The organism is Kitasatospora sp. NPDC040550, from assembly GCF_055594965.1.
In genome coordinates this window covers 61,258-85,444 of sequence record NZ_JBVIWC010000031.1, presented here as the reverse complement: position 1 = coordinate 85,444, position 24,187 = coordinate 61,258, and the positions used below count along the sequence as shown (strand labels likewise).

General features: G+C 72.7%; 28 protein-coding genes. 13 read left to right on the top strand and 15 right to left on the bottom strand.

Annotated elements, in window-relative coordinates; genetic code table 11:
- Window positions 1-29 precede the first annotated feature (29 nt).
- Window positions 30-1,244 (top strand): pyridoxal phosphate-dependent aminotransferase, encoded by a 1,215-nt coding sequence (locus ACZ58X_RS34255; protein WP_470337468.1) that lies wholly within the window; start codon window positions 30-32, stop codon window positions 1,242-1,244.
- Window positions 1,245-1,263: 19 nt separating this feature from the next.
- A complete protein-coding gene (locus tag ACZ58X_RS34250; RefSeq protein ID WP_470337467.1) occupies window positions 1,264-1,596 on the top strand; it encodes a YnfA family protein in 333 nt (110 codons plus the stop codon).
- A gap of 45 nt (window positions 1,597-1,641) precedes the next feature.
- On the opposite strand, the gene ACZ58X_RS34245 is transcribed toward ACZ58X_RS34250, so the two are convergent.
- The 3 genes from ACZ58X_RS34245 to ACZ58X_RS34235 all read right to left on the bottom strand — a co-directional run bounded on the left by ACZ58X_RS34245 (window position 1,642) and on the right by ACZ58X_RS34235 (window position 4,308).
- Window positions 1,642-3,309 carry a purple acid phosphatase family protein gene (locus ACZ58X_RS34245; RefSeq protein WP_470337466.1) on the bottom strand — a complete coding sequence of 556 codons (1,668 nt, stop codon included), beginning with the start codon at window positions 3,307-3,309 and terminating at the stop codon, window positions 1,642-1,644.
- Window positions 3,310-3,483: 174 nt separating this feature from the next.
- Window positions 3,484-3,738, bottom strand: coding sequence for a hypothetical protein (locus tag ACZ58X_RS34240; RefSeq protein ID WP_470337465.1), 255 nt, complete (start codon window positions 3,736-3,738; stop codon window positions 3,484-3,486).
- Window positions 3,739-3,891: 153 nt separating this feature from the next.
- Complete coding sequence (locus tag ACZ58X_RS34235; protein WP_470337464.1) at window positions 3,892-4,308, bottom strand: (2Fe-2S) ferredoxin domain-containing protein; 417 nt, start codon at window positions 4,306-4,308, stop codon at window positions 3,892-3,894.
- A gap of 201 nt (window positions 4,309-4,509) precedes the next feature.
- Between ACZ58X_RS34235 and ACZ58X_RS34230 the strand changes: the two genes are divergently transcribed.
- Together ACZ58X_RS34230 and ACZ58X_RS34225 are read left to right on the top strand one after the other, a co-directional pair.
- Entirely contained in the window at window positions 4,510-4,860 is a 351-nt protein-coding gene (locus ACZ58X_RS34230; RefSeq protein WP_470337463.1) for a hypothetical protein, read from the top strand.
- 140 nt (window positions 4,861-5,000) lie between these two features.
- Window positions 5,001-5,939: an SGNH/GDSL hydrolase family protein gene (locus ACZ58X_RS34225; RefSeq protein ID WP_470337462.1), complete on the top strand. Its 939-nt coding sequence runs from the start codon at window positions 5,001-5,003 to the stop codon at window positions 5,937-5,939.
- Window positions 5,940-6,123: 184 nt separating this feature from the next.
- Here ACZ58X_RS34225 and nicT read toward each other — a convergent pair whose 3' ends face one another.
- Window positions 6,124-7,260, bottom strand: coding sequence for a Nickel transporter NicT (gene nicT / locus ACZ58X_RS34220; RefSeq protein WP_470337461.1), 1,137 nt, complete (start codon window positions 7,258-7,260; stop codon window positions 6,124-6,126).
- 327 nt (window positions 7,261-7,587) lie between these two features.
- On the opposite strand from nicT, the gene ACZ58X_RS34215 reads away from it, so the two are divergent.
- Window positions 7,588-9,447, top strand: a complete 1,860-nt coding sequence (locus ACZ58X_RS34215) for a CocE/NonD family hydrolase (protein ID WP_470337460.1) — start codon at window positions 7,588-7,590, stop codon at window positions 9,445-9,447.
- Window positions 9,448-9,495: 48 nt separating this feature from the next.
- Entirely contained in the window at window positions 9,496-10,191 is a 696-nt protein-coding gene (locus ACZ58X_RS34210) for an aspartate/glutamate racemase family protein (RefSeq protein ID WP_470337459.1), read from the top strand.
- A gap of 255 nt (window positions 10,192-10,446) precedes the next feature.
- Here the strand turns inward: ACZ58X_RS34210 and ACZ58X_RS34205 are convergent, their stop codons facing one another.
- Window positions 10,447-10,659, bottom strand: coding sequence for a hypothetical protein (locus ACZ58X_RS34205; RefSeq protein ID WP_470337458.1), 213 nt, complete (start codon window positions 10,657-10,659; stop codon window positions 10,447-10,449).
- A 194-nt stretch (window positions 10,660-10,853) separates the two neighbouring features.
- On the opposite strand from ACZ58X_RS34205, the gene ACZ58X_RS34200 reads away from it, so the two are divergent.
- Entirely contained in the window at window positions 10,854-11,534 is a 681-nt protein-coding gene (locus ACZ58X_RS34200; protein WP_470337457.1) for a helix-turn-helix domain-containing protein, read from the top strand.
- Window positions 11,535-11,584: 50 nt separating this feature from the next.
- Window positions 11,585-12,178, top strand: coding sequence for a class I SAM-dependent methyltransferase (locus tag ACZ58X_RS34195; RefSeq protein WP_470337456.1), 594 nt, complete (start codon window positions 11,585-11,587; stop codon window positions 12,176-12,178).
- 124 nt (window positions 12,179-12,302) lie between these two features.
- Here the strand turns inward: ACZ58X_RS34195 and ACZ58X_RS34190 are convergent, their stop codons facing one another.
- Both ACZ58X_RS34190 and ACZ58X_RS34185 read right to left on the bottom strand, forming a co-directional pair.
- On the bottom strand, window positions 12,303-12,836 hold the full coding sequence (locus ACZ58X_RS34190; RefSeq protein ID WP_470337455.1) for a hypothetical protein: 534 nt from the start codon (window positions 12,834-12,836) through the stop codon (window positions 12,303-12,305).
- A 90-nt stretch (window positions 12,837-12,926) separates the two neighbouring features.
- On the bottom strand, window positions 12,927-13,988 hold the full coding sequence (locus ACZ58X_RS34185) for a hypothetical protein (RefSeq protein ID WP_470337454.1): 1,062 nt from the start codon (window positions 13,986-13,988) through the stop codon (window positions 12,927-12,929).
- A gap of 207 nt (window positions 13,989-14,195) precedes the next feature.
- Between ACZ58X_RS34185 and ACZ58X_RS34180 the strand changes: the two genes are divergently transcribed.
- The gene (locus ACZ58X_RS34180) at window positions 14,196-14,747 is read left to right on the top strand and encodes an HAD domain-containing protein (RefSeq protein WP_470337453.1); all 552 of its coding nucleotides are present in this window, start codon (window positions 14,196-14,198) and stop codon (window positions 14,745-14,747) included.
- 87 nt (window positions 14,748-14,834) lie between these two features.
- Here the strand turns inward: ACZ58X_RS34180 and ACZ58X_RS34175 are convergent, their stop codons facing one another.
- The 3 genes from ACZ58X_RS34175 to ACZ58X_RS34165 form a co-directional block, all read right to left on the bottom strand.
- Entirely contained in the window at window positions 14,835-15,554 is a 720-nt protein-coding gene (locus tag ACZ58X_RS34175) for a DUF4328 domain-containing protein (RefSeq protein WP_470337452.1), read from the bottom strand.
- Between the two features lie 169 nt (window positions 15,555-15,723).
- Complete coding sequence (locus ACZ58X_RS34170; protein ID WP_470337451.1) at window positions 15,724-16,353, bottom strand: hypothetical protein; 630 nt, start codon at window positions 16,351-16,353, stop codon at window positions 15,724-15,726.
- A gap of 214 nt (window positions 16,354-16,567) precedes the next feature.
- Entirely contained in the window at window positions 16,568-17,386 is an 819-nt protein-coding gene (locus ACZ58X_RS34165) for a methyltransferase domain-containing protein (protein ID WP_470337450.1), read from the bottom strand.
- A 45-nt stretch (window positions 17,387-17,431) separates the two neighbouring features.
- Here ACZ58X_RS34165 and ACZ58X_RS34160 point away from each other — a divergent pair, with 45 nt between their 5' ends.
- Window positions 17,432-18,169: an SMI1/KNR4 family protein gene (locus ACZ58X_RS34160; RefSeq protein WP_470337449.1), complete on the top strand. Its 738-nt coding sequence runs from the start codon at window positions 17,432-17,434 to the stop codon at window positions 18,167-18,169.
- Between the two features lie 135 nt (window positions 18,170-18,304).
- On the opposite strand, the gene ACZ58X_RS34155 is transcribed toward ACZ58X_RS34160, so the two are convergent.
- The gene (locus tag ACZ58X_RS34155; RefSeq protein WP_470337448.1) at window positions 18,305-18,613 is read right to left on the bottom strand and encodes a cupin domain-containing protein; all 309 of its coding nucleotides are present in this window, start codon (window positions 18,611-18,613) and stop codon (window positions 18,305-18,307) included.
- 71 nt (window positions 18,614-18,684) lie between these two features.
- On the opposite strand from ACZ58X_RS34155, the gene ACZ58X_RS34150 reads away from it, so the two are divergent.
- Entirely contained in the window at window positions 18,685-19,512 is an 828-nt protein-coding gene (locus ACZ58X_RS34150) for a hypothetical protein (protein ID WP_470337447.1), read from the top strand.
- Between the two features lie 47 nt (window positions 19,513-19,559).
- The gene (locus ACZ58X_RS34145) at window positions 19,560-20,327 is read left to right on the top strand and encodes a GNAT family N-acetyltransferase (protein WP_470337446.1); all 768 of its coding nucleotides are present in this window, start codon (window positions 19,560-19,562) and stop codon (window positions 20,325-20,327) included.
- A gap of 7 nt (window positions 20,328-20,334) precedes the next feature.
- On the opposite strand, the gene ACZ58X_RS34140 is transcribed toward ACZ58X_RS34145, so the two are convergent.
- Both ACZ58X_RS34140 and ACZ58X_RS34135 read right to left on the bottom strand, forming a co-directional pair.
- A complete protein-coding gene (locus ACZ58X_RS34140) occupies window positions 20,335-21,234 on the bottom strand; it encodes an aminoglycoside phosphotransferase family protein (protein WP_470337445.1) in 900 nt (299 codons plus the stop codon).
- A 42-nt stretch (window positions 21,235-21,276) separates the two neighbouring features.
- A complete protein-coding gene (locus tag ACZ58X_RS34135) occupies window positions 21,277-22,038 on the bottom strand; it encodes an SDR family oxidoreductase (protein ID WP_470337444.1) in 762 nt (253 codons plus the stop codon).
- 69 nt (window positions 22,039-22,107) lie between these two features.
- Here ACZ58X_RS34135 and ACZ58X_RS34130 point away from each other — a divergent pair, with 69 nt between their 5' ends.
- Complete coding sequence (locus ACZ58X_RS34130; RefSeq protein ID WP_470337443.1) at window positions 22,108-22,929, top strand: LysR family transcriptional regulator; 822 nt, start codon at window positions 22,108-22,110, stop codon at window positions 22,927-22,929.
- A 31-nt stretch (window positions 22,930-22,960) separates the two neighbouring features.
- Here ACZ58X_RS34130 and ACZ58X_RS34125 read toward each other — a convergent pair whose 3' ends face one another.
- Window positions 22,961-23,197 carry a hypothetical protein gene (locus ACZ58X_RS34125; protein WP_470337442.1) on the bottom strand — a complete coding sequence of 79 codons (237 nt, stop codon included), beginning with the start codon at window positions 23,195-23,197 and terminating at the stop codon, window positions 22,961-22,963.
- A gap of 87 nt (window positions 23,198-23,284) precedes the next feature.
- Complete coding sequence (locus ACZ58X_RS34120; RefSeq protein WP_470337441.1) at window positions 23,285-24,139, bottom strand: helix-turn-helix transcriptional regulator; 855 nt, start codon at window positions 24,137-24,139, stop codon at window positions 23,285-23,287.
- Window positions 24,140-24,187: the final 48 nt, after the last annotated feature.

Sequence of the window (24,187 nt, the reverse complement as noted above, 5' to 3'; positions counted from 1 at the left end):
GCGCGGTGGTGACGGTCGGGAGGCCGCAGATGGAGTTTCGGCAGTCCAGCAAGCTGAACGACGTGTGCTACGAGATCCGGGGTCCGGTGGTCGACCAGGCCAACGCCCTGGAGGAGGCCGGGCACAGCGTGCTGCGGCTGAACACCGGCAACCCGGCGCCGTTCGGCTTCGAGGCGCCCGAGGAGATCATCCAGGACATCATCCGCAACCTGCCCTCGGCGCACGGCTACAGCGACTCGCGCGGCATCCTGCCGGCCCGCCGCGCCGTGGTGCAGTACTACCAGCAGCGCGGGGTCCAGGGCGTCGGCGTCAACGACGTCTACCTCGGCAACGGGGTCTCCGAGCTGATCCAGATGGCGGTCACCGCGCTGGTGGACGACGGCGACGAGGTGCTCGTCCCGATGCCGGACTACCCGCTGTGGACGGCCTCCGTCCGGCTGGCCGGCGGCAAGGCCGTGCACTACCTGTGCGACGAGGCCGCCGAGTGGTACCCGGACCTCGACGACATCGCCGCCAAGATCACCGCCCGCACCAAGGCGATCGTCGTCATCAACCCCAACAACCCGACCGGCGCGGTCTACCCGGAGGAGCTGCTGGAGGGGATCCTCGACCTGGCCCGCCGCCACCAGCTGATGGTGCTGGCCGACGAGATCTACGACAAGATCCTCTACGACGGCACCGAGCACCACTGCCTGGCCGCGCTCGCCGAGGACGTGCTCACCCTCACCTTCAACGGCCTCTCCAAGGCCTACCGGGTGGCCGGCTTCCGCAGCGGCTGGCTGGTCGTCTCCGGCCCCAAGCAGCACGCCACCGACTACCTGGAGGGCCTGACCATGCTCTCCGGGATGCGGCTGTGCCCCAACGTGCCCGCGCAGTACGCCGTCCAGGCCGCGCTCGGCGGCCACCAGTCCATCGACGACCTGGTCCTGCCGAACGGCCGGCTCACCGAGCAGCGCGACATCGCGGTCAAGGCGCTCAACGAGATCCCCGGGGTCAGCTGCGTCAAGCCCAAGGGCGCGCTGTACGCCTTCGCCAAGCTCGACCCGGCGGTGCACCGGATCGTCGACGACGAGCGCTTCGTGCTGGACCTGCTGCTGCGCGAGAAGATCCACGTCGTCCAGGGCACCGGCTTCAACTGGCCCCGCCCGGACCACTTCCGCTTCGTCACCCTGCCGCGCGCCGACGACCTGGAGACGGCGATCAACCGGATCGGGCGCTTCCTGGCCACGTACCGGCAGGTCTGAACCCGTACGCTCACGGACCATGACCGTTCTGCGCTCCGTCGTCCTGTTCGCCCTCGCGGCCGTCGCCGAGATCGGCGGCTGCTGGCTGGTCTGGCAGAGCGTGCGGGAGCAACGGCCGTGGTGGCTGGCCGGGTTGGGCGTGGTGGCGCTGGGCGTGTACGGCTTCGTGGCGGCACTGCAGCCGGACGCCGAGTTCGGCCGGGTGCTGGCCGCCTACGGCGGGGTGTTCGTGGCCGGCTCGCTGCTGTGGGGCATGGCCGTGGACGGCTTCCGGCCGACCCGCTACGACGTGCTGGGCGCGGTGATCTGCCTGGCCGGGGTCGGCGTGATCATGTACGGGCCCCGGCGCTGAGGTCCTCGCTCCTCGGCACCGGGGCCCGACACGGGGGTTCGGGGACTACCAGCCCCAGCCGCCGCCCTGGCCGTCGTCGTCGCTGTTGGAGTCCCAGCCCTCGCCGACGTTGCGCAGGATCGTGTAGTGGTCGATCTGGGTGCCGTTCTCGGCCAGCGCGGTGACCTTCATGGACGACTTCTGGCCCAGGTGGGCCGGGGTGACGTCGACCTTGATGAAGGAGTAGCCGGTGTAGCGGACCCGCGACCACTGGATGGTCTCGGGGGTCTTCACCCGGCCCTTGCTCCAGTAGTAGCTCTGCACCTCGTCCTGGTGGTTCTCGTGCCCCTCGTAGGTGTCCGGGGTCGCGAAGTTGTAGAGGCTGCGGCCGGCCGCGCCCGCGGTCACGTAGACCACGCCGTCCTTGGCCGGCTCGATGGTGGCGCCGCTCGGCACCTGCTTGGAGACCTTGTTGCCGAGGATGGCGTCGGTGCGCTCGTAGATGTGGTTGTGGCCGTTGATGACCAGGTCCACCCGGTACTTCTCGAACAGCGGCACCCAGGCCTCGCGCACGCCGCCCTCGGAGGCGTGGGCGACGGTGGTGGAGAAGGCGCAGTGGTGGAAGAAGACCACGACGAAGTCGACGGTCTCGTCGCCCCGCAGGTCCTTGAGGGTGCGCTCCAGCCACTTGGTCTGCTTGTTCGCCGAGACGCCCAGGTTGGCCGGGATCTCGTAGGAGACGTCGTTGGCGTCCAGCGAGATGACGCCGACGTTCTTGTACCGGAAGGTGTAGACGCCGGGGACCTGGCGCGGGTCCGGGCCGTTGTCCGGCAGGAAGAAGCGGGCGTTCTCGCCACCGTAGCCGTTCGGCGAGTACCAGGCCTCGATGTCGTGGTTGCCGTACGCGACCATCCACGGGATGTCGGCGGCGACCGTCTCGGTCTGGACCAGGAAGTCGTCCCAGGTCTTGGCGTTGAAGACGGACTTGTCCGGGTCGGTGCCGGAACCGGCCGGGTCGGCGTAGCAGATGTCGCCGGCGTGCAGGTGGAAGGCCGGCTTCTGGGCCTTGATGATGTTGTCGTTGCCGGCCGCGTGGGCGCTGACGCCCTGGTCGCCGAAGGCGGTGAAGGTGAACGGCTCGTACACCTTGCCCCAGCGGTGGTCGCGGGAGGGCGCCGTGCGGAAGGTGTGCAGGGTGGAGATCTGCTGCTGCGAGGCCGGGTCGAAGCCCTCGTGGCCGACGCCGTAGTAGTAGGTGGTGTCGGGCTGGAGGTCCTCCAGCGCCACGTGCAGGTAGTACTGGTCCACCGGCTTGCCGGTCGGGGTCAGCGCCGGGGTGTGCAGCGCGCGGACCTCGGCCTGGATCTTGTGGCTCAGCTCCCACGGGTGCTTGCCGAAGCGCAGGAACGGCTTCTTGACCGGCGCGGGCACCTGCCAGGAGATGCGGAACTGGGTGTCCGGCTCGGCGCCGAACTGGAGGTGACGCCCGACCGGCGCGACCAGCGCGCCGTCGATGCCGGCCGTCGTGGCACCCGTCAGGAGCTGGGGGCTCGCCGGGGCGGCGAAGGCCGGCGCACTGCCCAGTGCACCGCCGACGGCGACGGCGCCCACGGTGACGGCACCGGCGCGCAGCATCCGGCGGCGGGAGAAGCGGGCCCGCAGGTACTCGTGCTGCTCGGCCATGCTCATGCGGTCGGCAAGCTTGGCCGGCACGCCCATGTTGGGGATATCCATGCGCGGGACTCTGTCAGCGGCGCGTTGACCGCGCACGGACTTCCGGTGAACGGGGGTCAGCGCCTCGGCCACTCGAACACCAACGTTCGACCATGGTTGGGCAAAGAGCATGTCCACATCGAAGTGATGCCGGATCATCGGCCCCGGCCGGGCGGGCGGTTCGGGCGGAGTGGCTCAGGAGGACGGTTCGTCCCAGAGGTTCCCGGACCGGTTGCCGGTGCCGTCGCAGGTGCGGCAGATCTCGTCCCGGTATGCCTGCTTGGCGCCGGTCGCGTCCACCCGGTAGCGCACGTACACCCCGGTGCCGTCACAGAGGAAGCAGTTGCCGCCCCCGCCGCCCACCTCGGTGGTGCCGGTGCCCTGGCAGGTGCGGCAGTTGAGGCCGGCGGTCCGGCCGGTGCCCGCGCAGATGCGGCAGACCGTCGTCATCGTCTTCCTCCCGTTGCGCGGAACCGCTCGACGCCACCGGTCATGGTAGTGGGCCGATCCGGGAGCCGTGCCGGGTCGCCGATCTGACGGATCGTCAGCACTTCGTGGCCCCGGCGGTCCCGGCGGTCCCCGCGATCGCCGCGGTCCCCGCCGTCACTCCGGCAGGCCCTCGCGGACCCGGCGGGAGACCGAGATCAGCTGGAGGTCGAGCAGCCCCGGCGGATCGGCGAGACCCGGCCCGCCCGCCCGCACCCAGGCGGCTATGTCGTCGATCATCTCGTCCATCAGCACGAAGCCGAGCCAGACCGGGCGACCGCCCGCCGCCCGCCCCTCGCTGGACGGCCCGACCACCACCACATTGGACTGGGAGCAGACGTCCAGGCACTTGACCGCCCGGACCCGGCCCGCCGGACCGACCGCCGTCCGCAACCGCTCGTACTGCCCCGCGTGGTCCACCCCGGGGTGCTTCGCCTCGGTGCCGCAGCAGCAGCCCCGGCAGACGGTCACGGTCACCGGGGAACCGGCACCCCGCTTGCCGTCGCGGTCGCGGTCACGCTCTCGGCGGCTCATCCGCGCTGGTCCCCCTCCTGGTCGGCGGCCCGGTTCGCCGGCACGCTCTGCACCGGAACTGTACCTGTCAGGCCACCGGGCATCGAGGGCGGCCGGGGCCCGGAGGCGCCGGGCGGCCTGAACTAGGATCCGGCCGACCGGCGGGACGGCACCTGCGCCCACGACTTCGACGTCACCGTCGCCCCCGGCCGGGCCTTCCTGATGGGCGACCGGCGCGACACCGCGGTCAACTCCCGGCAGCACGTCGAGGACGACCGGCAGGGGACGGTCGACCTGGCCCGGCCGACCGGCCACCGGGTGGTCCGGCACTCCGGCGGGGACTCCCCCCTCCTGCCCGGCAAGCTGATCGGCGCCGCGGCGCTGATGGTGCCCGGGGCCCTGGTCACCGTGTTCGGGGTGCTCGCGGCGGTCGTCACCGCCTCCTTCGCCGCGGCCCGCCGGCGGACCCCGGCCACCCCCCGCCGAGTGAACCGAATTCCCTTCCCGCACGTATCGGCGGCAATTCCGAAACGCGGTGGAGCGGAATTCGAAATGGCACCCGGTGTCACCTGACGGGATTTCCGGAAATTCCGCCGTAACCTATGGACGGCCGCGAAACCTGGAAGTAACTTACCTGCGAGTAGTACGAGTAGCAGCTGTGGCCCGGCTCGGCACGACCCCCCACCCGTCGTTTCTCTCCCCCAGGAGGAACCGTGCTCCGCCCTGCCCGGAATTCCCGGCGACTCCGCAATTCCAGCGCCCTCGCGGCCGTCGCCGTCGGCGCCGCCCTCGCGCTCACCTCCACCACCGCCCAGGCGGCCACCCCCGCGCCGAAGCACTACGTGGCCCTCGGCGACTCCTACGCCGCCGGCGCCGGCGTCCCCGGCCAGTCGGCCGGCCTGTGCCTGCGCTCCGACCACAACTACGGCCACCTGGTCGCCGCCTCGCTCAAGGCCGGCGCGTACACCGACGTCACCTGCGCGGCCGCCAAGGTCAAGGCCATGACGCAGCCCCAGTACGACGCCTTCATCCGGGTCAACGACCCGCAACTGGACTCGGTGACCGCCGACACCGACCTGGTCACCCTCGGGATCGGCGGCAACGACCTCGCCAGCAGCGACCTCGGCCTCGGCGAACTCGTCGCCACCTGCATCGCCGGCGCGGTCGTCAACCCGCTCGGCACGCCCTGCAAGGACGTCTACCACCACGGCTACTTCGACTGGCGGACGTGGTCCTGGCAGTACGGCAACGACGACCTGGCCGAGCGGATCACCACCACCATCGGCCCGCAGATCGCCACCACCCTCCAGCAGATCCACGCCAAGGCCCCCAAGGCCCGGGTGCTGCTGGTCGGTTACCCGTCCGTGCTGCCCGCCGACGGCTCGACCTGCGTCCTGCGCCAGCCGGTGACCCCGGGCGACGTGGAGTACATGTACGGCGTGCTCAACACGCTGAACACCGCCCTCAAGTCCACCGCGGCCGCCAACGGCGCGACCTACGTGGACACCGCGACGCCGACCCGCGGGCACGACGTCTGCTCGGACGACCGCTGGATCGAGGGCGCCCTGCCCGGCTCGCCCGCCGTACCGTTCCACCCGAACGCGACCGGCGAGAAGGTGATGGCGGACGCGGTGCTCGCCGCGCTCAAGTAGCCGCCCGCACCGGGGGGTTCCCCACGCGCCCGCGCACCCGCGCACCCGCGCCCGCGCCCGCGCCCGCGTGCACCCGTGCCCGTGCCCGCGCGGCCGCGCGCCCGCTGCGGAGAACCACGAGGGGCCGGCGACCGTGCTCTGGTCACCGGCCCCTCGGCCGTCCTCGGTCCGCCTGCGGGCCGCGCTACTCCCCCTCGGTCGCGGAACCCGCCGCCAGCCCCGCCGACCACTTCTCCTCGACCCGGCCGAACTTCCAGAACGCGATCGCCCCGGCCCAGGTCAGCACGAACAGGCCGACGATCGCGTAACCGACGAAGTTGAGGTCCAGCCCGCCGATCCAGGCGATCGGCCCGCTGGTGATGTCCAGCTTCTCGCCGAGCAGGCCGATCAGCTCGACCAGGCCGATGACCAGCGCGACCAGCACCGACAGGCCGGTCACGGTCAGGTTGTAGTAGATCTTGCGGACCGGCTTGGAGAACGCCCACTCGTAGGCGAAGTTCATGAACGAGCCGTCGATGGTGTCCAGCAGGCTCATCCCGGCCGCGAACAGGATCGGCAGCGTCAGCAGCGCGTACCAGGGCAGCGAGAACGCCGCCGCGCCGCCGGCCAGCACCAGCAGCGACACCTCGGTCGCGGTGTCGAAGCCCAGCCCGAACAGCAGGCCCACCGGGTACATGTGCCAGGGCTTGGTGACCGCCCGGGTGACCTTGCCGAGGATCCGGTTCATCAGCCCGCGCCGCTCCAACTGGCGCTCCAGCTCAGCCTCGTCGTACTCGCCGACGCGCATCCGGCGGAACACCTTGAGGATGCCGTTGAAGGCGCCCAGGTTGATCAGGCCGAGCAGCAGCAGGAAGGTGCCGGAGACCGTGGTGCCGATCAGGCCGGTCATCCTGTGCAGGGCCGAGTCGTCCGCCTCGACCTGGTCCGCGAGCGTGCGGATGCCGAAGGCCAGCAGCGCGCAGAGGCCGAAGACGATCGAGGAGTGCCCGAGCGAGAACCAGAAGCCGACCGACAGCGGCCGCTTGCCCTGGCCCATCAGCTTGCGGGTGGTGTTGTCGATCGCCGCGATGTGGTCCGCGTCGAAGGCGTGCCGCATCCCGAGGGTGTAGGCGGTCAGGCCCATGCCCGCGCCGAAGACCTGGCCGCCGACGTCGTAGTGCTCGGGCGCCACCAGCGCGAGCAGGGTGAACCAGCCGATGACGTGCAGCGCGAGGATGAAGCCGCCCATCCCGGCCAGCCGGATCCACTCCTCGCGGGTGAGCCGGTCGCGCCATCTGACGGCTGGGGCACCTGCCGGGGCGGCTGTGGCGGCGCTGGGCATCGTGTGGTCCTTTCGAGGGTCGAGCTGGGCTGAGCCGGGCTGGGCTGGGCCGAGCTGGGGCGAAGCTGGGCCATCTTTCCCCCCTCGGGCGAGCAGTTGCAAGTCATGTGCAAATGCCGGACGACAGCGAACCGATCCACGACGGCGCAGGCAGAGGGCGCGCGGCACACCACCACACGCCTCCGCGGCGTCACCACTGCGGGGCCTTCATCAGGAAATCACCCGATTCCTCCCCTAGGGTCGGAGGGGCCGAGCCCGCGGCGCGGCCCCCGAACGCGCCGCGGGCCGCTCGGCGCTCACCGGCCCGGGACCCCGATGGGAGCGGCCATGCCGTCGTACCCCTTCCACACCACCCGCGAGGACCTGCGCATCCCGCTGCCCGACGGCACGGAACTCGCCGCCCGACTCTGGCGCCCGGTCAGCGACGAGCCCGTCCCCGTCCTGCTGGAGTACTCGGCCGACCGCCTCGGCGACCGCACCGCCGCCCAGGACGCCCGCCGCCACCCCTGGTACGCGGGCCACGGCTACGCCGCCGTCCGGGTCGACACCCGCGGCCACGGCAACTCCGGCGGCCTGCCCGGCGAACCCGGCGGCGAGCAGGAACTCACCGACGGCGCCGCCGCCGTCGACTGGCTCGCCCGCCGCCCCTGGGCGAACGGCCGGGTCGGCCTGCTCGGCGTCGGCGCGGCCGGCACCACCGCGCTGCGCCTGGCCGCCCGGGTGCCCGAGACCGTCGGCGCGGCCGTCACCGCCTGCCCCGAAGGCGGCCACCGGCTCGGCGGCGCCGTCCTCGCCGCCGACCTGCACACCCGGCTCACCACCCTGATCGCCGACGCCGCGCTCCCCCCGGACCCGCGCGGGCTCGGCGACGCCTGGCGGTCCGGCTGGCTGGCCCGGCTCGAATCCCTGGAACCCCCCGTCGACACCTGGCTCGCCGCCGGTGACACCACCGTGCCGGTGTCCGTCCCGGTCCTCGCCGTGGCCGGCTGGGGCGACCCGTCCTGCTCCTTCGTGCTGCGCCTGCTCGCCGAGTCCCCCACCGCACGCGCCCTGCTCGGCCCCTGGCCGCACGGCCTGCCCGAGGCCGCCCTGCCCGAGACCCTGCGCTGGTGGGACCACTGGCTGCGCGGCGTCGACACCGGCGCCGGCACGGAACCCGCCCTGCGCAGCTGGATCAGCACCCGCTGGACCGGCGAGGACGCCTGGCCCTCCCCCGACGTCCGGGAGATCCACTACGACCTCGACGGCCAGCTGCGCACCGCCGGCACCGCCTCCCACGACCGGTACGTCCCCGTCCGCTCCCCGCAGCACACCGGCCTCAACGCCGGCGCCTACGTCCCGCACGGCCGCCCCGCCGACCAGCCGCCGGACCAGCGCGAGGAGGACGGCCGCTCGGTCTGCTTCGACTCCCAACCGCTGCCCGAACCCGTCGAACTGCTCGGCGCACCCACCGCCCGGCTGCGGCTGCGCTCCGGCGGCGGCCCCGCCCAGGTGGTCGCCCGGCTGTGCGCGGTCGGCCCCGACGGCACCTCCGCCCTGCTCACCCGCGGCGTGCTGACCGCCGCCGGCCCGGACGTCGAGGTCGAACTCGCCGCCTGCGCGGCCACCGTCCCGGCCGGGCACCGGCTGCGGCTCGCACTCTCCTCCGTCTACTGGCCCTGGGTGTGGCCGAACGCGGACGACACCGGGTACGCCGTCGACCCGTCCCACTCCACCCTCGTCCTGCCCGTCCGCCACCTCGCCGCGGACGCCGGCGCCGCACCCGTCACCCTCGCGGCCCCCACCCTGCCCGACCCGCTGGACATCCACCTCACCGAACCGCTCACCGCCCGGCCCGAACACGTCACCGTGCACGACATCGGCCGCCACGAGTGGCGCACCGAACTCTCCCCCGCCACCGACGGCACCCGCACCCACCCCGACGGCCTGGTCCGCGACGAGCACACCGTCACCGCCTACCGCATCCTCACCGGCGCCCCGCTCAGCGCCCAGGCCCGCACCGACCGCACCGTACGGCTGGAACGGCCGGACATCGGCTGGGACGTGACCGTCCAGACCCGCACCCAACTGCGCTGCGACGCCGGGCACTTCCTCAGCGTGGTACAGGTGCGGGCACTGGAGGCGGGGTCGGTGGTGTTCGCCCGGGAATGGCAGCACCGGGTGGCCCGGGAGAGCTCCTCAAAGTAGTTCTTATACAATTGCCATTCTTACCCCTGCTGCCTTATAACTAGCCCCATGAAAACCCTCGGCCTGATCGGCGGCATGAGCTGGGAATCCACCGCCGAGTACTACCGCACCCTCAACGAACTCACCCGCGACCGGCTCGGCGGCCTCCACTCCGCCCGCCTGGTGCTCCACTCCGTCGACTTCGCCGACATCGAACGGCTCCAGGCGGCCGGGCAGTGGGAGGAGGCCGGGGCGATCCTCGCCGACGCCGCCCGCGGCCTGGAAGCCGCCGGCGCCGACCTGCTGCTGATCTGCACCAACACCATGCACAAGGTCGCCGACCAGGTCGCCGAGGCCGTCTCCATCCCCCTGCTGCACCTCGCCGACGCCACCGCCGACGCCGTCCACGCCGCCGGCCTGCGCCGGGTCGGCCTCCTGGGCACCGCCTTCACCATGGAACAGGACTTCTACCGCGGCCGCCTGACCGCCCGCGGCCTGGACGTCCTCGTCCCCGGGCCCGAATCCCGCGCCCTGGTCCACCGGGTGATCTACCAGGAACTGTGCCTCGGCCTCGCCCACGAGGAATCCCGCACCGCCTACCGCCGGATCATCGCCGACCTGGTCGCCGCAGGCGCCGAAGGCATCATCCTCGGCTGCACCGAGATCGAACTCCTCGTCCACCCCGAGGACAGCCCCGTCCCCCTCTTCCCCACCGCCCACCTCCACGCCGAGGCCGCCGTCACCGCCGCCCTGGCCGACGACTGACCCACCCCAGCAGACGGGTCCCTCACTTCGCCGACCAACACGGATATCCACACCCGAAGTCCGGCCTGCCCGTCCGCTCTGGCCCCCGGCCCGCAGGCCGAACGGGCCCCACCGCTCGCCGCCGTGGCGCTGAACACCCGCCAGGACAGCGGAAGTTCGAACCAGTGCACCGCCCGAAGCGGGCCACCTCCGCCTCCCCCACCGGCGGATCCGGCCCGTACCGGCGGCGACCCCGCGCCGAACCGCCCGCAGACCTCAGGCACCGCCCTGCGAGAACGCCCCCACCGCGGTCAACACACCCACCAACAGCGTCATCGCCACCGCGAACGCCCCACCACCGCGCAGCACCGACGCCCGCAGACTCGTCCCGTCGCCCCGCGCCAGCAACCCCGCCACGACGGCGACGAGGACGGAGACCAGCGCCGCGATGACCACCATCGCGATGCGCATCCCGAGTGTCAGGCCCACTGCGCCAACTCCTCTTCCCGGCCGGCCGGCTGTCCGGCGGTGTGTCCGATACCGCCGGACAGTAGGGGTCGGACGGAGGTACCGTCAAACTCGTCAACATGCCTGCTGCGGAGGCACTTTGACGGTTACGTGTTAGCTGGCCTATCCCGGCTTAAGCGGCACAAAGTGCTTAGTAAAAAGGAGTAAGCGACACTATGGGGCGTCATCTACCGCCGCTCTCTTCCGGCAGTCCGCTCAACGAGTTCGCAGCCGACCTCCGGGCTCTCCGCGACCGCGCGTCGGTCGCGGCGGCTTCGGTCGACGAACTGGTGACCTCCTACGGCGTCGCCGCCTCCACGGTCTACGCCGCCCTCAACGGCAAGCGCCTGCCGAGCCGCAAGACCCTGGCGAAGATCGTCACCGCCTGGGAAGGGGACCAGGCAGAATGGATGGCACACCGCAGCCGCACCGAGAGCGCGTTGCACACGAGGGCACACGTCAACAGCTCGACGGACGAGAGGCACGAGGACGTGGCCGTACGGCAGGCCCTCTACGAGCTCGAATCGATCACGCCCGCATACCCCGCAACCCCGTACCTCACGCGGCGAACCTGGAGCGCCCTGAGGTTCGCCGCCACCCTCAAGGTGCTGCGGACCAGCGCAGGGAACTCGTCGCTGCGCGAGCTCGCGATACGGAGCGGAGTCAGCCGATCATCACTGTCCGAGATCCTCTCCGGCCACCGGGTCCCCTCGGCTGAAACGGGGAACAGGATCATCACCGCGCTCGAATCGGAGGCTTCCAGCGGCCGTGCCGACTCCGATTCGATCGAGTACCTCGCCCGAACGGCCATGCGGTACTTGATCCACAGCCAGCAAGGACACCTCCCGCCCGAATGACAGGACAGGTCACTGACACGATGAACCCGTCGAGAGATCGCGGCGCCTCCATGCACGACGCGACCCCGTACTGGAACACCAATGTGGCGCGGCACCACGGGATCCTGCGGGCGGTGCCGCCCGGGTGCGGGGCGGCGCTGGATGTGGGGTGCGGGGACGGGTTGTTGGCGGCGAAGCTCGCGCGGCGGTGCGGGCGGGTGGTCGGGGTGGACAGCGATCCGGGGATGGTCGCGCGGGCGCGGGCGGCCTACGGTGAAGTCACTTTTCTGGAAGGGGACTTCCTCACGCTCGATCTACCGGACGGCGGCTTCGGCTTCGTCTGCTCGGTGACGGCCGTACACCACATGGACTTCACGGCCGCCCTCACCCGGATGCGGGAACTGCTGCGCCCCGGCGGGGTGTTGGTGGTGGTCGGCCTGGCCCGCGAGGAGACGGCGGCGGACTGGGCCCGGCGGATCGCAGCCGCGCCGCTGGTGCGCGCCGCGAAGGCGCTGCGCCGGGCGTCCGGCCCGGAGGGCATGCCGACGGCCGCGCCCGTGATGGGCTACCGGGAGGTGCGGGAGACCGCGGGCCGGATACTGCCCGGGGCGCGCTACCGGTGGCACGTCCTGCGGCGCTACTCGCTGACCTGGCAGAAGCCCTGAGGCCTCCGGGCCGTGCTGGACCTGCTGCGGTCGGCCGCCACCGACGGTGCCGGGCGCCGGTGGCCGAGCCCCGCGCCCAAGTCCCCTGCTGTGGTGGACGGGTCCTGCTGAGGCCCGACACCGGTCAGCGCTGGGCGAGCGCTGCGGCCAGCAGCATCGCGGCGGGGAGGGGCGCGATCGCGATGAGGAGGAGGCCGATCAGCCGGGCTCCGGAGGCGTACCACCGGGTCGGCTCGAGGCCCAGGAGCGCCTTGGCCCACGGTGAGATGTAGCCCGCGCCGTGGCGGCGCACCGCGTCGGTGATGAGGTGGCTGTGCTCGTCGGCGACGGTCAGGATCACCCACCCGCCGGAGCGGTCGGACAGGGAGACCAGGGTCGCCGAGCCGGTCCTCGACATCACCTCCCAGCCGCGCACCGTCCTGAGTTCCGTCAGGTCGACTTCCCGCGCACCCGACCAGGTACGGGCCCGGACCACCCCGCCGGCCACCCGCCACCCCGTCCGCCGCGCGGTGCCCGCGTCCGTCAGGATCGCGGGGCCGATCGTGGCGACCAGCCCGGGCACGATCAGCGCCGCCGAGCGGGCGAAGGCCGGCCCGACCACGAGCGGCGGCACGACGATCGCCAGCAGCAGCACGGCCCAGCCGACGGCGAAGAACACGCGCCGTCTTCGGACGGCTCCGGTCGAAGTACTCACCGCGCGACCATAGCCCCGTCAACTCCCCCGCCACCATGCCGTTTCCCGGCAACCTCACGCGGATCTCCCCGCACCCCGCACCTCCCCGCCGGGCTGGTCACCACCGGCGTCCGACCCGGGCTCCTGCCGCGCGGGCGTCGCCGTGGGCTCGATGGCGTTCTCCCCGCGCACCGTCCGAAGGACCTGGACGAGGCGCACCGCCTCGCTGAGGCCGAAGCGGTGCGCCAGCAGCAGGAAGGTGAGGAGCGGGACGGTGATCGCCGCCAGCGGCGCGGTGACGAGGGCGGGCAGGCCGAGCATCCCGGTCGTGACGGCCAGGGAGATGGTGACCAGCAGCGCCGTCACGGCCGCCACGGCCAGCCGTCGCCCGTCGGCGCGGTCTGGCGACTCGGGGGCGCTCGTCGGCAGGTCCGGTGGCTGCCCGTGCTCCCTGAGCAGGTTGGTGAACTGCCCGTCGGCGACCTGCTCGGCGATCACCGCCGCCAGTTCGGCCAGCTTCCGGGTAGCGCGGTCCCGGTCCGGCAGCAGCTCGTCGGCGGTCCGTTCCAGGAGGGCGGCGACCTGCCGGGCGTGTTGGCGCAACTGCTTGCGAGTGGTCGGCCGGGCTCCGTAGTCGGTCGCGACCGGGCCCGTCGCATCGACCAGGGCCTGCCCCAAGGCCTGTGCCATCTTGCTCAGTCGGGCGGCCTCCGGGTGCCCCGCACCTGGCTCAGCGGCCTGGGCGCACGCCCGCAGGAGGTCGAGCGCCGGGAGCACCGGTTTGCCGGCGGGCCTGACGGCGACAGCCCTCACCGCGCTGCGCAGCACGGCCGCCACCGTGAACGCGGCTGCCGAGGCGCCGATCACCTGCGCCACGGTCACCTTGTACCGGTGGGTCGGACAGGGGCTGAGCTCGGCACCTGGCCCGGGGAGCCATCCCCCAGGCGTGCAGTTCCCCTTCATCGCCGTGAAGAGGAATCCGGTCACCATCACCGCGAAGAAGCCGGTGGCGAAGATCCGGAACACGACCTGCCCGTCGGCCTGGTAGATCAGTGCGCGGCGCAGCAGTGCCACGTCGAGCGGCACTCCCAGGACGGCCCGGAGATCCTTCGCCCCGGTGGCCGCGCGCCGTTCCACCGTCCGATGGTGCAGGTGCCGCAGCGGGCGCCACCACGGCGGTGCCACAGGCGGCGCCACGGACTGTGCCACGGGCGCCAGAGACTGAGCGAGCGTCATGGCACACAGCTTGCCCGCCGCCTACGACAGTCGGCGGGCGGGGGAGAAATCCGCTTCGGCCCGGCCGGTGCACCGGGTACCGTTCGACGACGGTCGAGGAGGTGCGGGATGGTGCGGCCGGCGCTGCTGGTGGACGTGGACGGGCCGTTGAACCCCGATGCCGCGAAGCCGCACCGGCGGCCGGAGGGCTACCGGACCCACCGGCTGATGACCCCGCGTTGGGAGGCTGCCGAGCGGCGGCGGCTCGCGTGGTGGGGCACGCCCCACAAGGCGCCGAAGCCGCTGCGGGTGTGGCTCAACCCGGAGCACGGGCCGGCGCCGGCCGCGCTGCCCTTCGACCTGGTGTGGGCGACGACCTGGGAGGAGGAGGCGAACTCCTTCATCGGGCCCGTCCTGGGGCTGCCCGAACTGCCGTACGTCGCCTGGTCCGGTCCCCGGCCGGAGACGGCTGACGGGGTGTTCTGGAAGACCCCGGAGATCGTCGCCTGGGCGCAGGGCCGCCCCTTCGCCTGGGTCGACGACAACATCACGGACGCGGACCGCGCCTGGGTCCGGGCCCACCACGACGGCCCGGCGCTGCTCCACCACGTCGACCCGAAGGTCGGCCTGACGGCGGACGACTTCGCGCAGCTGGCGGCCTGGGCGGGCTCGCCGGCCTGACGGCTGACGGCTGACGGCATTGGAAGAGCGCACCGGAAGTCGGCTGGACCGACTTCCGGTGCGCTCCCGTCGTGGAGCGGGGGCGGCTCAGCTCTCGACGGCCGACACGTGCACCCCGTACGAGGTGGCGGCGGTGTGCTCGGCGAAACGTTCCTCCTGCATGTCCGTCACCGTCCGCACCACCAGGACGGCGAGGACGGCGGCGACCAGTTCGAGCGCGTCGGAGGCGATCAGCCAGGCCACGCCCTGCTGGTACTGGTCCGGGTGGCGCGCCGCGTCGGTCGACCGGCTTCCCAGCTCGTCCACCACGTTGGCCAGGCAGAAGCTGACCCACCAGACGTTGACGACCGTCGTCGGGAGCGGCGTCCGCACCCCGGACGCATCCGGCCGGACACCGGCCTGCCAGATGTCGCAGGCGATCCGCCAGGGGAACCAGAAGAAGATCACGGGCGTGAACCAGCCACCGATCGCCCAGCCCCGGCTGTGCCGGTGCCCGCGCGGGCTCAGCCACTCGGCGTTCACCCGCACCCGGTGGAACCAGCTGAGGAAGGTGACCATCGCCCCCATCAGGGTCAGGCTGTACAGCAGGGACGCGATCAGATAGAGCCAGTGCGAGAGACCGAACGCGCTGGCGTCGCCGAACCCGCTGTCGTCGAACTGGACGGTGCCCGGCAGCTCACCCGCCGCTTGGTACCGGAGGGCGTCGGCGACGAGTTGGACGAGCGTGACCGCACCGCAGACGACGAGCAGGACGGTGGCGGCGGTGGCGAGCGATCTCGGCGATCGGTACGCGGCGGGCGAAGGCATGGGCGAAGGGCTCCAGGTCCGGACCAAGGGTGACGGGGCGCCACTGTAGGGCTCCACCCCTTCGTGCACTAGCTGCTTTCGCGGGCCGGTATGGCGACGGGCTCTGACAGACCCGCGGCATCCACGGCATCCACGGGGCGGCGGTGCGGATTGAGCAGGGCGCTGAGTGCTACCGCCGCGCCGGGGGAAGGGCGGGTAGGCAGGATCGGCCTGCGTCCAGGGCCCGGCCGCACAGTGAGCACCAGTCGAACAGGGCGGTGGTGAGTCCGGGGACTGCGGCCCGCAGGGCGGAGGCGGCTCGGTCGAGAGCGGCATCGTCCAGTGCGAAGCAGCGCACTGTCCAGGTGTCACAGCCTGTCCGCGGTGTCCACCAGCTGTGGAGCTCCAGGTTGAAGGCCGACCTGCCGTCGAACCACCACTTGTCGGCGGGGCCGGTTGCCTCGTCCACGCGGGGTGGCAGATGTTCCTCGGCGACGGAAGGGTCCGCTCCAAGGCCAGTGGTTGTCCGCAGGGCGAGGTGCGGCCACCGGTACACGCTCGCCGACAACGCGTCGGCCTCCAGACGCTGATCGACGCTGCTGTTGATCAGCCGGTGCGCCGACCCCGGTACCGGTATCGCGGTGCGGCCGTCCGCCAGTACGTCCACCCGACAGGTCGCGTAACCGTCCAGGATTCCGGGGAAGGCCCAGCCGTAGGACGTCCAGTGGGCAGACGGATCCCCGTCCAGGCCGTACTCACTGGCGTTGCCGCCTCGCGGCGAGTAGAACAGGCCGCCGTATCGCCCCTCGAACCGGATCATCGCGTCCACGATCTCGGGTTCCGCGTCGACAGCCGTCGCGTACTGCCTGATCCGATCGGCAGATGTCGGTGCATATCGCCGCGTACGCGCCCCAAAGGAACTGCGGAGCCGGGGCGACACGGTGGGGTCATCAAGGATGTGTATGCCGCACAGGGTACGTCACGACAGGAAGTCGGCCGGGCCGACTTCCTGTGCAGGCGACCTCAGCTGACGGTCAGACCGGCCGGTGGGCGATCGCGGCGAACATCGTCACGGAGAAGTGGAAGGCGCCCCGCTCGGCCGCGGCCGTGAGTTCGGCGTACAGGTCGTCGCGTTGCGCCTCGGTGAGCAGCCCGCGGGCGACGGCCGCCGTGGCGAGGCCGCGCAGGAGCGGCCAGGGGACGGTGTCGGGGTCGTGCAGCAGGACGTCGGCACCGACGTGGTCGACGGTCAGGCCCGCCGCGGCCAGCCAGCCCGTCAGGTGGCGTCCGGCGTCCGGGGTACTGGCGGCGGCCCGGGCGACGGCGGCCAGCCCGGGGTGGGCCTCCGGGCCGGCCGGGTGGAGGAGGAGCGTGGCCCAGTCGGTGTCCAGCAGGGCGACCCGGCCACCCGGCCGCAGCACCCTGGCCATCTCCGCCACGGCCTGCGCCGGTTCGTCCAGGTGCTGGAGGACGCGCTCGCACCGGACCGCGTCCAACTCGCCGTCGGGCAGCGGCAGGGCAAGCGCGTCGCCGTCGAGGAAACGGGCGGAGCTGCCCGCCTCGGCGGCGCGGCGCTCGGCGACGGCGCGCAGGCCCGGGTTGGGTTCGAGCCCCGCCGCGGTACCGTCCGGGCCGACCGCCGCCGCGAGGACGAGGGCCTCCGAACCGGTGCCGGAGCCGATGTCCAGCACGCGCTCACCGGGGCGCGCCGCCAGGTGCGCGTGCGCCCACGCGCGCAGTCGCCGCACCCCGGGGTTGGCGGCCTGGACGTCCAGCGCGGTGACCAGCCGGTCGGTGGTCGCCGGGTCGGCGTTGGGGATGTGGAAGGCCGAGAAGGGCTGCGGGTCCGCCATGGCTGCCAGTGTAGGAGCGCAGGCCGTTCGCTAGGGTGACCGACCGTGCTGAACACGGACTGGGACCAGGTGGGGCAGCGGCTGCGCGCACTGCACGAGAGCCGGGCCGGGTACGGCGGCGGGGCGACCGGCGAAGCTCCGGCGCCACCGCTCACCGAGGCCCAGGTCGGCGGGGCGGAGCGCCAGTTCGGCATCACCTTCCCGGCCGACTACCGCGACTTCCTGCTCCGGGTCAGCGCCGGCGGCCACTTCCCCCGGGAACTGCGGCACGGGCCGGACGGCTGGCACTGGGCGGGCGACGAGTCCACCGAGCTGACCCGCCTCGGCACGCCGTTCCCCGACCACGACCGCGCGCTGGCGACGGCCGACGCGGTGTGGGACAGCCCCCCGCGCGAGGAGGACCACCAACGCCCCGAGGAGTGGCTCGCCGCCCGCACCGCCTGGGAGGAGGCGGCCGAGGCGGCGGAGCGCGACCGGGCCACCGGCGCCGTGTTCCTCAAGGGCCACGGCCACGGCTTCTCCGCCCTGCTCGTCGTCACCGGCCCGCACCGCGGCACCATGTGGTTCGACGGCCGCCCGACCTGCGACCGCCTCAACCCGCTGCTGACCGACGAGGGCCGCCCGGCCACCTTCGCCGAGTGGTACCTCGACTGGCTGGCCCGCGAGGAGCCTCAGATCACCCCGGAACAGCGCGAGGCCACCAGGAGGCAACACCACCACGGCAAGGACACGCCCATCTGGCTGCGCTGGTTCGACACCTGGGGCGAGGAGAACCTCGGGTAGCCGCCCGGCGGGTCCGGCCGGGCGGCGCACGAGGCCTTCATCACGGCCATCTCCGCCGGGGAGTTCGACTTCGGTCTCCTCTGAGTGACCACTTCGCGGTGCCTCGCCCACTCCCGGGCGAGGCACCGCCGTCCGTCACTCCCCCTCGGGGACCTCCACGATCAGCAACGTCCCGCGACTCCCCGCCCGCACCGCATGCCGTGCGCCCGCAGGCACCCGGCACAGCTCGCCGGTGCCGACTGTCACCGCCTCGCCCTCCAGATCCAGTTCCAGGACGCCGTCGGCGACGAACAGCACCTCGGCCGTCCCGTGCACCTCCTCCTCCAGCTCCCGGCCGTCCATCCGCAGCACCTTCACCGCCGCCGTACCGACCCGCTCCAGCACCACCGAGCGCCAGGCATCGGGCAGTTGGGCCGCTTCGTCGTTCACGTTCACTGAGCTCATGACCAGGGACGCTACCCGGGCCGGCCACCGCGTTGGTCGACCGTTTGGCAAAACCTGCCAGGATCACCGGGGTGAAAGCCCGAGCGCTGTACGAGGCGCTACTCGACACCGACGGCCCCTACGAGGACGTCATCGGCTCCTGGCTCGACCAGGCCGCCACCGACGGCTACCGCGCACGCCTGCGCATCGCCGCCACGCCACGCGACCGCTGGTGGGCCGATGACGCGGACCTCCTCGAGGAGCTCTACGCCCTCAGCCGGGTCAGTGACTTCCTCCTCCTCGACCCCCAACTCCCGCCCTACCTCGACCTCTTCACCACTCTCGGCATGACGCCGGTCGTCGAACAGCCCTCCTTCGACCCGTTCCTGCACGAGATCACCGAGGTCGAGCAGGACGAGGACCCGGACTCCCCCATCGAGATCCTGGACGTCCGCCACCCCGGCCTGATGCTCGGCGAGCTGCTGTTCAGCCGGGCCGGCATCCGGGTCCAGGCGGGCGCCGCGCACGCGGAACGCGGGGTGGCCGACCGCTGGCCGCTCTTCTGGACGCACCGCCGCGCCCACCGTCCCACCCGGGACCTCTCCCAGGGCTGGGGCGGCAACTCCCAGTGGCGCACCGACTTCCGTCTCGACTACCGCACCGCCGACGGCGACCTGCTCAACGCCGCCGAGGACGCCCCGATCGACGGCCGCCCCGGCCTCGACCCGAACGCCTACGGCAACCTCGGGCCGGACGAGCGCCTGCTCACCTCCGCCGAGCGCCGCGAACTCCTCCGCCACCGCACCTTCCTGCGCACCCCCGCGGCCCCCGCCGCAGCCGCCGTAGCCGACGCCGTCTGGGCGGCCGAGCTGTGGCCCTTCGAGTGGCGGCTGCCGCCGACCCCAGGTGGGGCCGGGTGAGTGCTGGATCACTGCACATGATCAAACCGCTTGATAGGTAAAGACGCATGGAAGAACTCATCCGTCTCGACGACGTCGAGGAAGCCGCAGCCGGAGACGGGCACCTGCTGTGGGCGGCCCAGGGGCAGCATGACGGCCGACTCGGCCCGGGAGTGCGGGCCTGGCGCCACGGGACGGCCCTCGCGGTGGCGAGCCCCGACCTCTCCGCGCGGGACCGGCTGGTGGTCAAGGGCAGTGCCGATGACGCCGCACGGCTGGTGCGGCACGTGCTGACCGAGGTCGGACCGACGTACCGCCCCGTCGGCCAGGCGTCGTTGATCGAGTCGCTGGCCGACGCGATCCCCGGTCTGTCGCTGTTCCCCCGGTTCTACTGGATGGAGACCTCGACCGCACCCGCCCCGCCCGCCATCGCGGTGGAGTGGCTGGACGAGGTGACGGTGAAGGAGGCGACCTCGCTGTTCGACCGCTTCTTCCCCGACTCGTTCGCACAGCCGGAGGACGGCGGTGCGCACCGTTGGGCCGGGATCGTCGACTCCCTCGACGGCCGCACCCCACCGGAGCCCCTGGCCGTGGCAGCGGACGTCTGGTCGGCGGACGGTTGCGGGTTCATGGCCGGCGTGTGCACGCACCCCGCCGCCCGTGGGCGCGGGCTGGCGCAGGCCGTCTGCGGTTTCGTCCTCGGGGAGTTGGTGCGCCGGCACGGGCGGGCCGCCCTCATGGTGCACGGAGGGAATCAGTCGGCGATAGCCGTGTACGAGCGCCTGGGTATGGCCAAGCGGCCCCTTGCGGGGGCCCAGGTCGTCGTCTCCTCGTAAGAGCCCGTCAGGCCGCCGCGCCGTGGTCGGCGAGCAGCTCGTCGACCACGTGCCGGGCGGTGCGCACCATCCGAGGGTTGCTGGCCCGGTAGTAGTCCAACTCCATCAGCGCCACGGACAACGCCCAGCCCCTCCCCCGCTCCCAGGCCGCGTCATCGGCGCCGACGACCCTTCGGAAGGAGTCACGGGCCGAAGCCGGAAGCACGTACCAGGCGGGGAGCAGGTCCACGGCCGGGTCGCCGAGGCCCGCGCAGCCGAAGTCGATGACGGCGCTGAGCCGGCCGGGCTCGTCGACCAGCAGGTTGCCGGGCTGGAGGTCGGCGTGGATCCAGACCGGCGGGCCGGGGTGCTCAAGCGCACCAAGTGCCTTCTTCCACTGCACGGTTACCGCCCACGTGTCCACCACGTCCGTCAGCGCCGCGATCGCCCGCCGGACCGCCGCGTCCCGCGCCGCCAGCGGCTCGCTGCGGTAGGAGGCCGGGGCGCCCGCCGGGTCGGCCCGGTGCAGCGCGGTCACGAACGCGGCCAAGTCCTGGGCCAGCTGCTCCGGTTGGCGTACGTCCCCGGCCACCGGGTTGGCCCCGTCCAGCCAGCGCAGCACCGACCACTCCCACGGGCAGCCGTCGAACGGCTCGCCCAGGGCCACCGGAACCGGCACGGCGACGGGGAGTTCGGGGGCGAGGCGGCGCAGCCAGGTGTGCTCCTTGCCGATGTCCTCGGCCGCCCCGGGGATGCGCGGGATCCGCACCACCAGCTCGGCGCCGAGCCGGTACATCGCGTTGCTGGTCCCGGCCGAGTCCACCAGCTCGACCGGCAGACCGGCCCAGCGCGGGAACCGCGCGGCCACCATCCGGCGGACCAGCGCCTCGTCGATGTCCAGTTCGTCCGCGTGCATCTTCTGGGGCATGGCGCCCGACCCTGCCAGCGCCGATCGCCCCCGGCAAGCGAATTACCAGGCCACGACCTGCCCCAGGTGGTCCACGAAGTGCAGGCCGCCCTTGCCCCGGTGCCGCTCGATGGTCTCCGCCACCCCGGGAACGCTCTCCTCCACGCTCAGTTCGGCCTCGAACCCGCCCAGCTCGGTGCGCACCCAGCCCGGGTCCATCAGCAGCAGCGTCCGCTCGTCCTCCGGGCCCCGGCGGGCCGCGTAGCAGCGCATCAGCTGGTTGAGCGCGGACTTGCTGGCCCGGTACAGGTCCTGCCCGCCGCGGGTGTTGCGGCTGATGCTGCCCTGGTCCGAGGACATCACGCCGATCGTCCCGGCGGGCGCGACGAGCGGGCCGAGCACCTCCACCACGCGCATCGGGCTGAGCGCGTTGGTCACCATCACCTCGGTGAACATGTCGGTCGGGACCTCGCCGATCGGCAGGTCGCCGCGGGTGACGGCGGCGTTGACGAACAGCAGGTCGAGAGGACGGTCGACAATCTGGTCGAGGGGCTGGCCGACAGGACGGTCGAGGGGCCGGTCGGGGGCGCGGCCCGCCAGTCGGTCGCGCAGGGCGGCGATCTGCCCGGCGTCGGTCATCTCCAGCGACTCCACGGTCAGCCGCCCGCCGGCGGAGTCCGCCAGGTCGTGCAGGCCGGTGCGCCGGCTGCCGCGGACGGTGCCGATGACATCCCAGTCGCGGCGCAGGAGTTCGGCGGCGAGCCCGAGTCCGAGGGTCCGGGAGGCGCCGATGATCAGGGCGGTGGAACGGGTGCGGTCGGTCATGATCCGAGTCTCCGGGCGGGCCGGACGCCACGTCCAATGCCCTTTCGGACGCATTGATACCGTGCGGGCATGGACCTGGACCTGCGCAAACTCCGCTACTTCGTCGCGGTCGCCGAGCACGGCCAGTTCGGCCGGGCGGCCGAGGCATTGTACATCACCCAGCCCGTCCTCAGCCGCCAGATCCGGGCGTTCGAGCGCGAACTGGGCTGCGAACTGCTCCACCGGTCCACCCGCAGCATCGAACTGACCGCCGCCGGAAGGACGTTGTACGAGGAGGCGCAGCGGATCGGCACCACCGTGGACACCGCCCTGGACCGCGTACGGGAAGCCGCGCGGGGCGAGCAGCTGCTGGTGGTCGCCTTCTCCCCCGGGCTGCGCGTCTCGGAGGCGATCCGGGCGTTCACCGCGCTCCACCCCGAGGTCGGGGTCGACGTGTTCCCGCTGCGCTGGTGGGAGCGCGACGCGACGCTGCGCGACGGCCGCGCCCATCTCGCCTTCCTGCGCCGCCCGTTCGACGACGAGGGGCTGCGGACCGTCCCGATCGGGCGGGAGCAGAAGGTCGCCTGCCTGCCCGTGTCGCATCCGCTGGCCGGCCGCCGCGCCCTCACCTCGGCCGACCTCGACGGCGAGCCGTTCCTCGCCACCCGGGGCCGACGGACCTACACGCTGGACGAGAAGTTCGAGCTGATCGCCTCCGGGCAGGGCGTCGCACTCGTCCCGCTGAGCGTCGCGGACTCGTACTCCCGCCCCGACCTGGCCTACCTCCCGGTCACCGACCTCCCGCCCGTCGAGACCTGCCTGGCCGTCCCGCAGGACCGCGACCTCCCGGGCCCCGTCCGCGACTTCCTCTCCCTGGCCGTCACCGTGCTGCGCGGCCGAACCACCGGGTAGCCGGCCCAGGCCCCGCCGCGCCCGCCCCGGCTCAGGCCACGCCCCGGCCGGCTCCGCCGCGCCAGGCGCCGGTGCGGATCCACCGCCGGCTGACGCCGCCGGCCACGAAGGGGCCGACCAGCATGGACAGCATCCACAGCCCCACGCTGGCGGGCGAGTAGATGTAGTAGTGCCACCGATCCGGAAGCAGCAACGGCAGCAGGAGCGACGTGACGAGCGCCCCCCAGGTCGCCATCCAGACGATCACCGCGCGCGCCACGATGTCCATGCGCCCGTACCCCCTTGCCCCTCCGATTACATTTGAACGCGTTCAATATAGCCGACGACGCGCCCGCTCAACCCCGCACCGCGAAGCTCAACCCCGCACCGCGAGGTCCTGACCGCCCAGCACCTTGAGCAGCCGCAGCGCCGAGTGCGAGGGCGTGCCGGGCGCGGCGGTGAAGAAGATCGTCCACTGGTCCCGGTGCGGGTCGTGCAGCGCCTCGCAGTCGAGGTCGAGCGGGCCGACCACCGGATGCAGGATGCGCTTGTGGGTCGAGCGGCGGATCTCGACGTCCTGCTGCGCCCACAGTTCGCGGAACTCGGCGCTGGCCGCGAGCAGCCGCTCGACCAGGCGGTGCAGGCCGCTGTCGGCGGGGTAGCGGGCGGCGGCGGCCCGCAGATCGGCGACCACCCGGCGGGCGAACCGGGCCGCGCCGTCCGGTTCGTGACGGGCACGGGACTCCGGGTCGGTGAAGAAGCGCCAGATGAGGTTGCGCTCGCCGGGCGGCTGGGCGGAGAAGTCGCCGAGCAGCGCGGCCGCCATGGCGTTCCAGGCGAGGACGTCGCGGGCGGCGCTGCAGACCATGGCCGGGGTGTCGTCCAGCCGGTCGAGCAGGTGCAGGATGCCGGGCCGCACGTCGCGGGACATGCCACTGGGCGGCAGCGGCGGTTCGCCGACCAGGTGGTGCAGGTGCGCCGTCTCGTCCTCGGACAGCCGCAGCGCCCGGCTGATCGCCCCGATCATCTGCCGGGACGGGCGCGGCCCCCGGCCCTGTTCGAGCCGGATGTAGTACTCCACCGACATGCCCGCCAGCTGCGCCACCTCCTGCCGGCGCAGGCCCGGGGTACGGCGCCGCCCGCCGGCCGGCAGGCCGACGTCGGCGGGCTGGATGCGGGCGCGCCAGCGCCGCAGGAAGGCGGCCAGCTCCGCCCGGTCCACGTGTTCCACGCCCCCAGTCTGGCCCGGCCCCCGCACACCGACCATGGCACTCCCGGT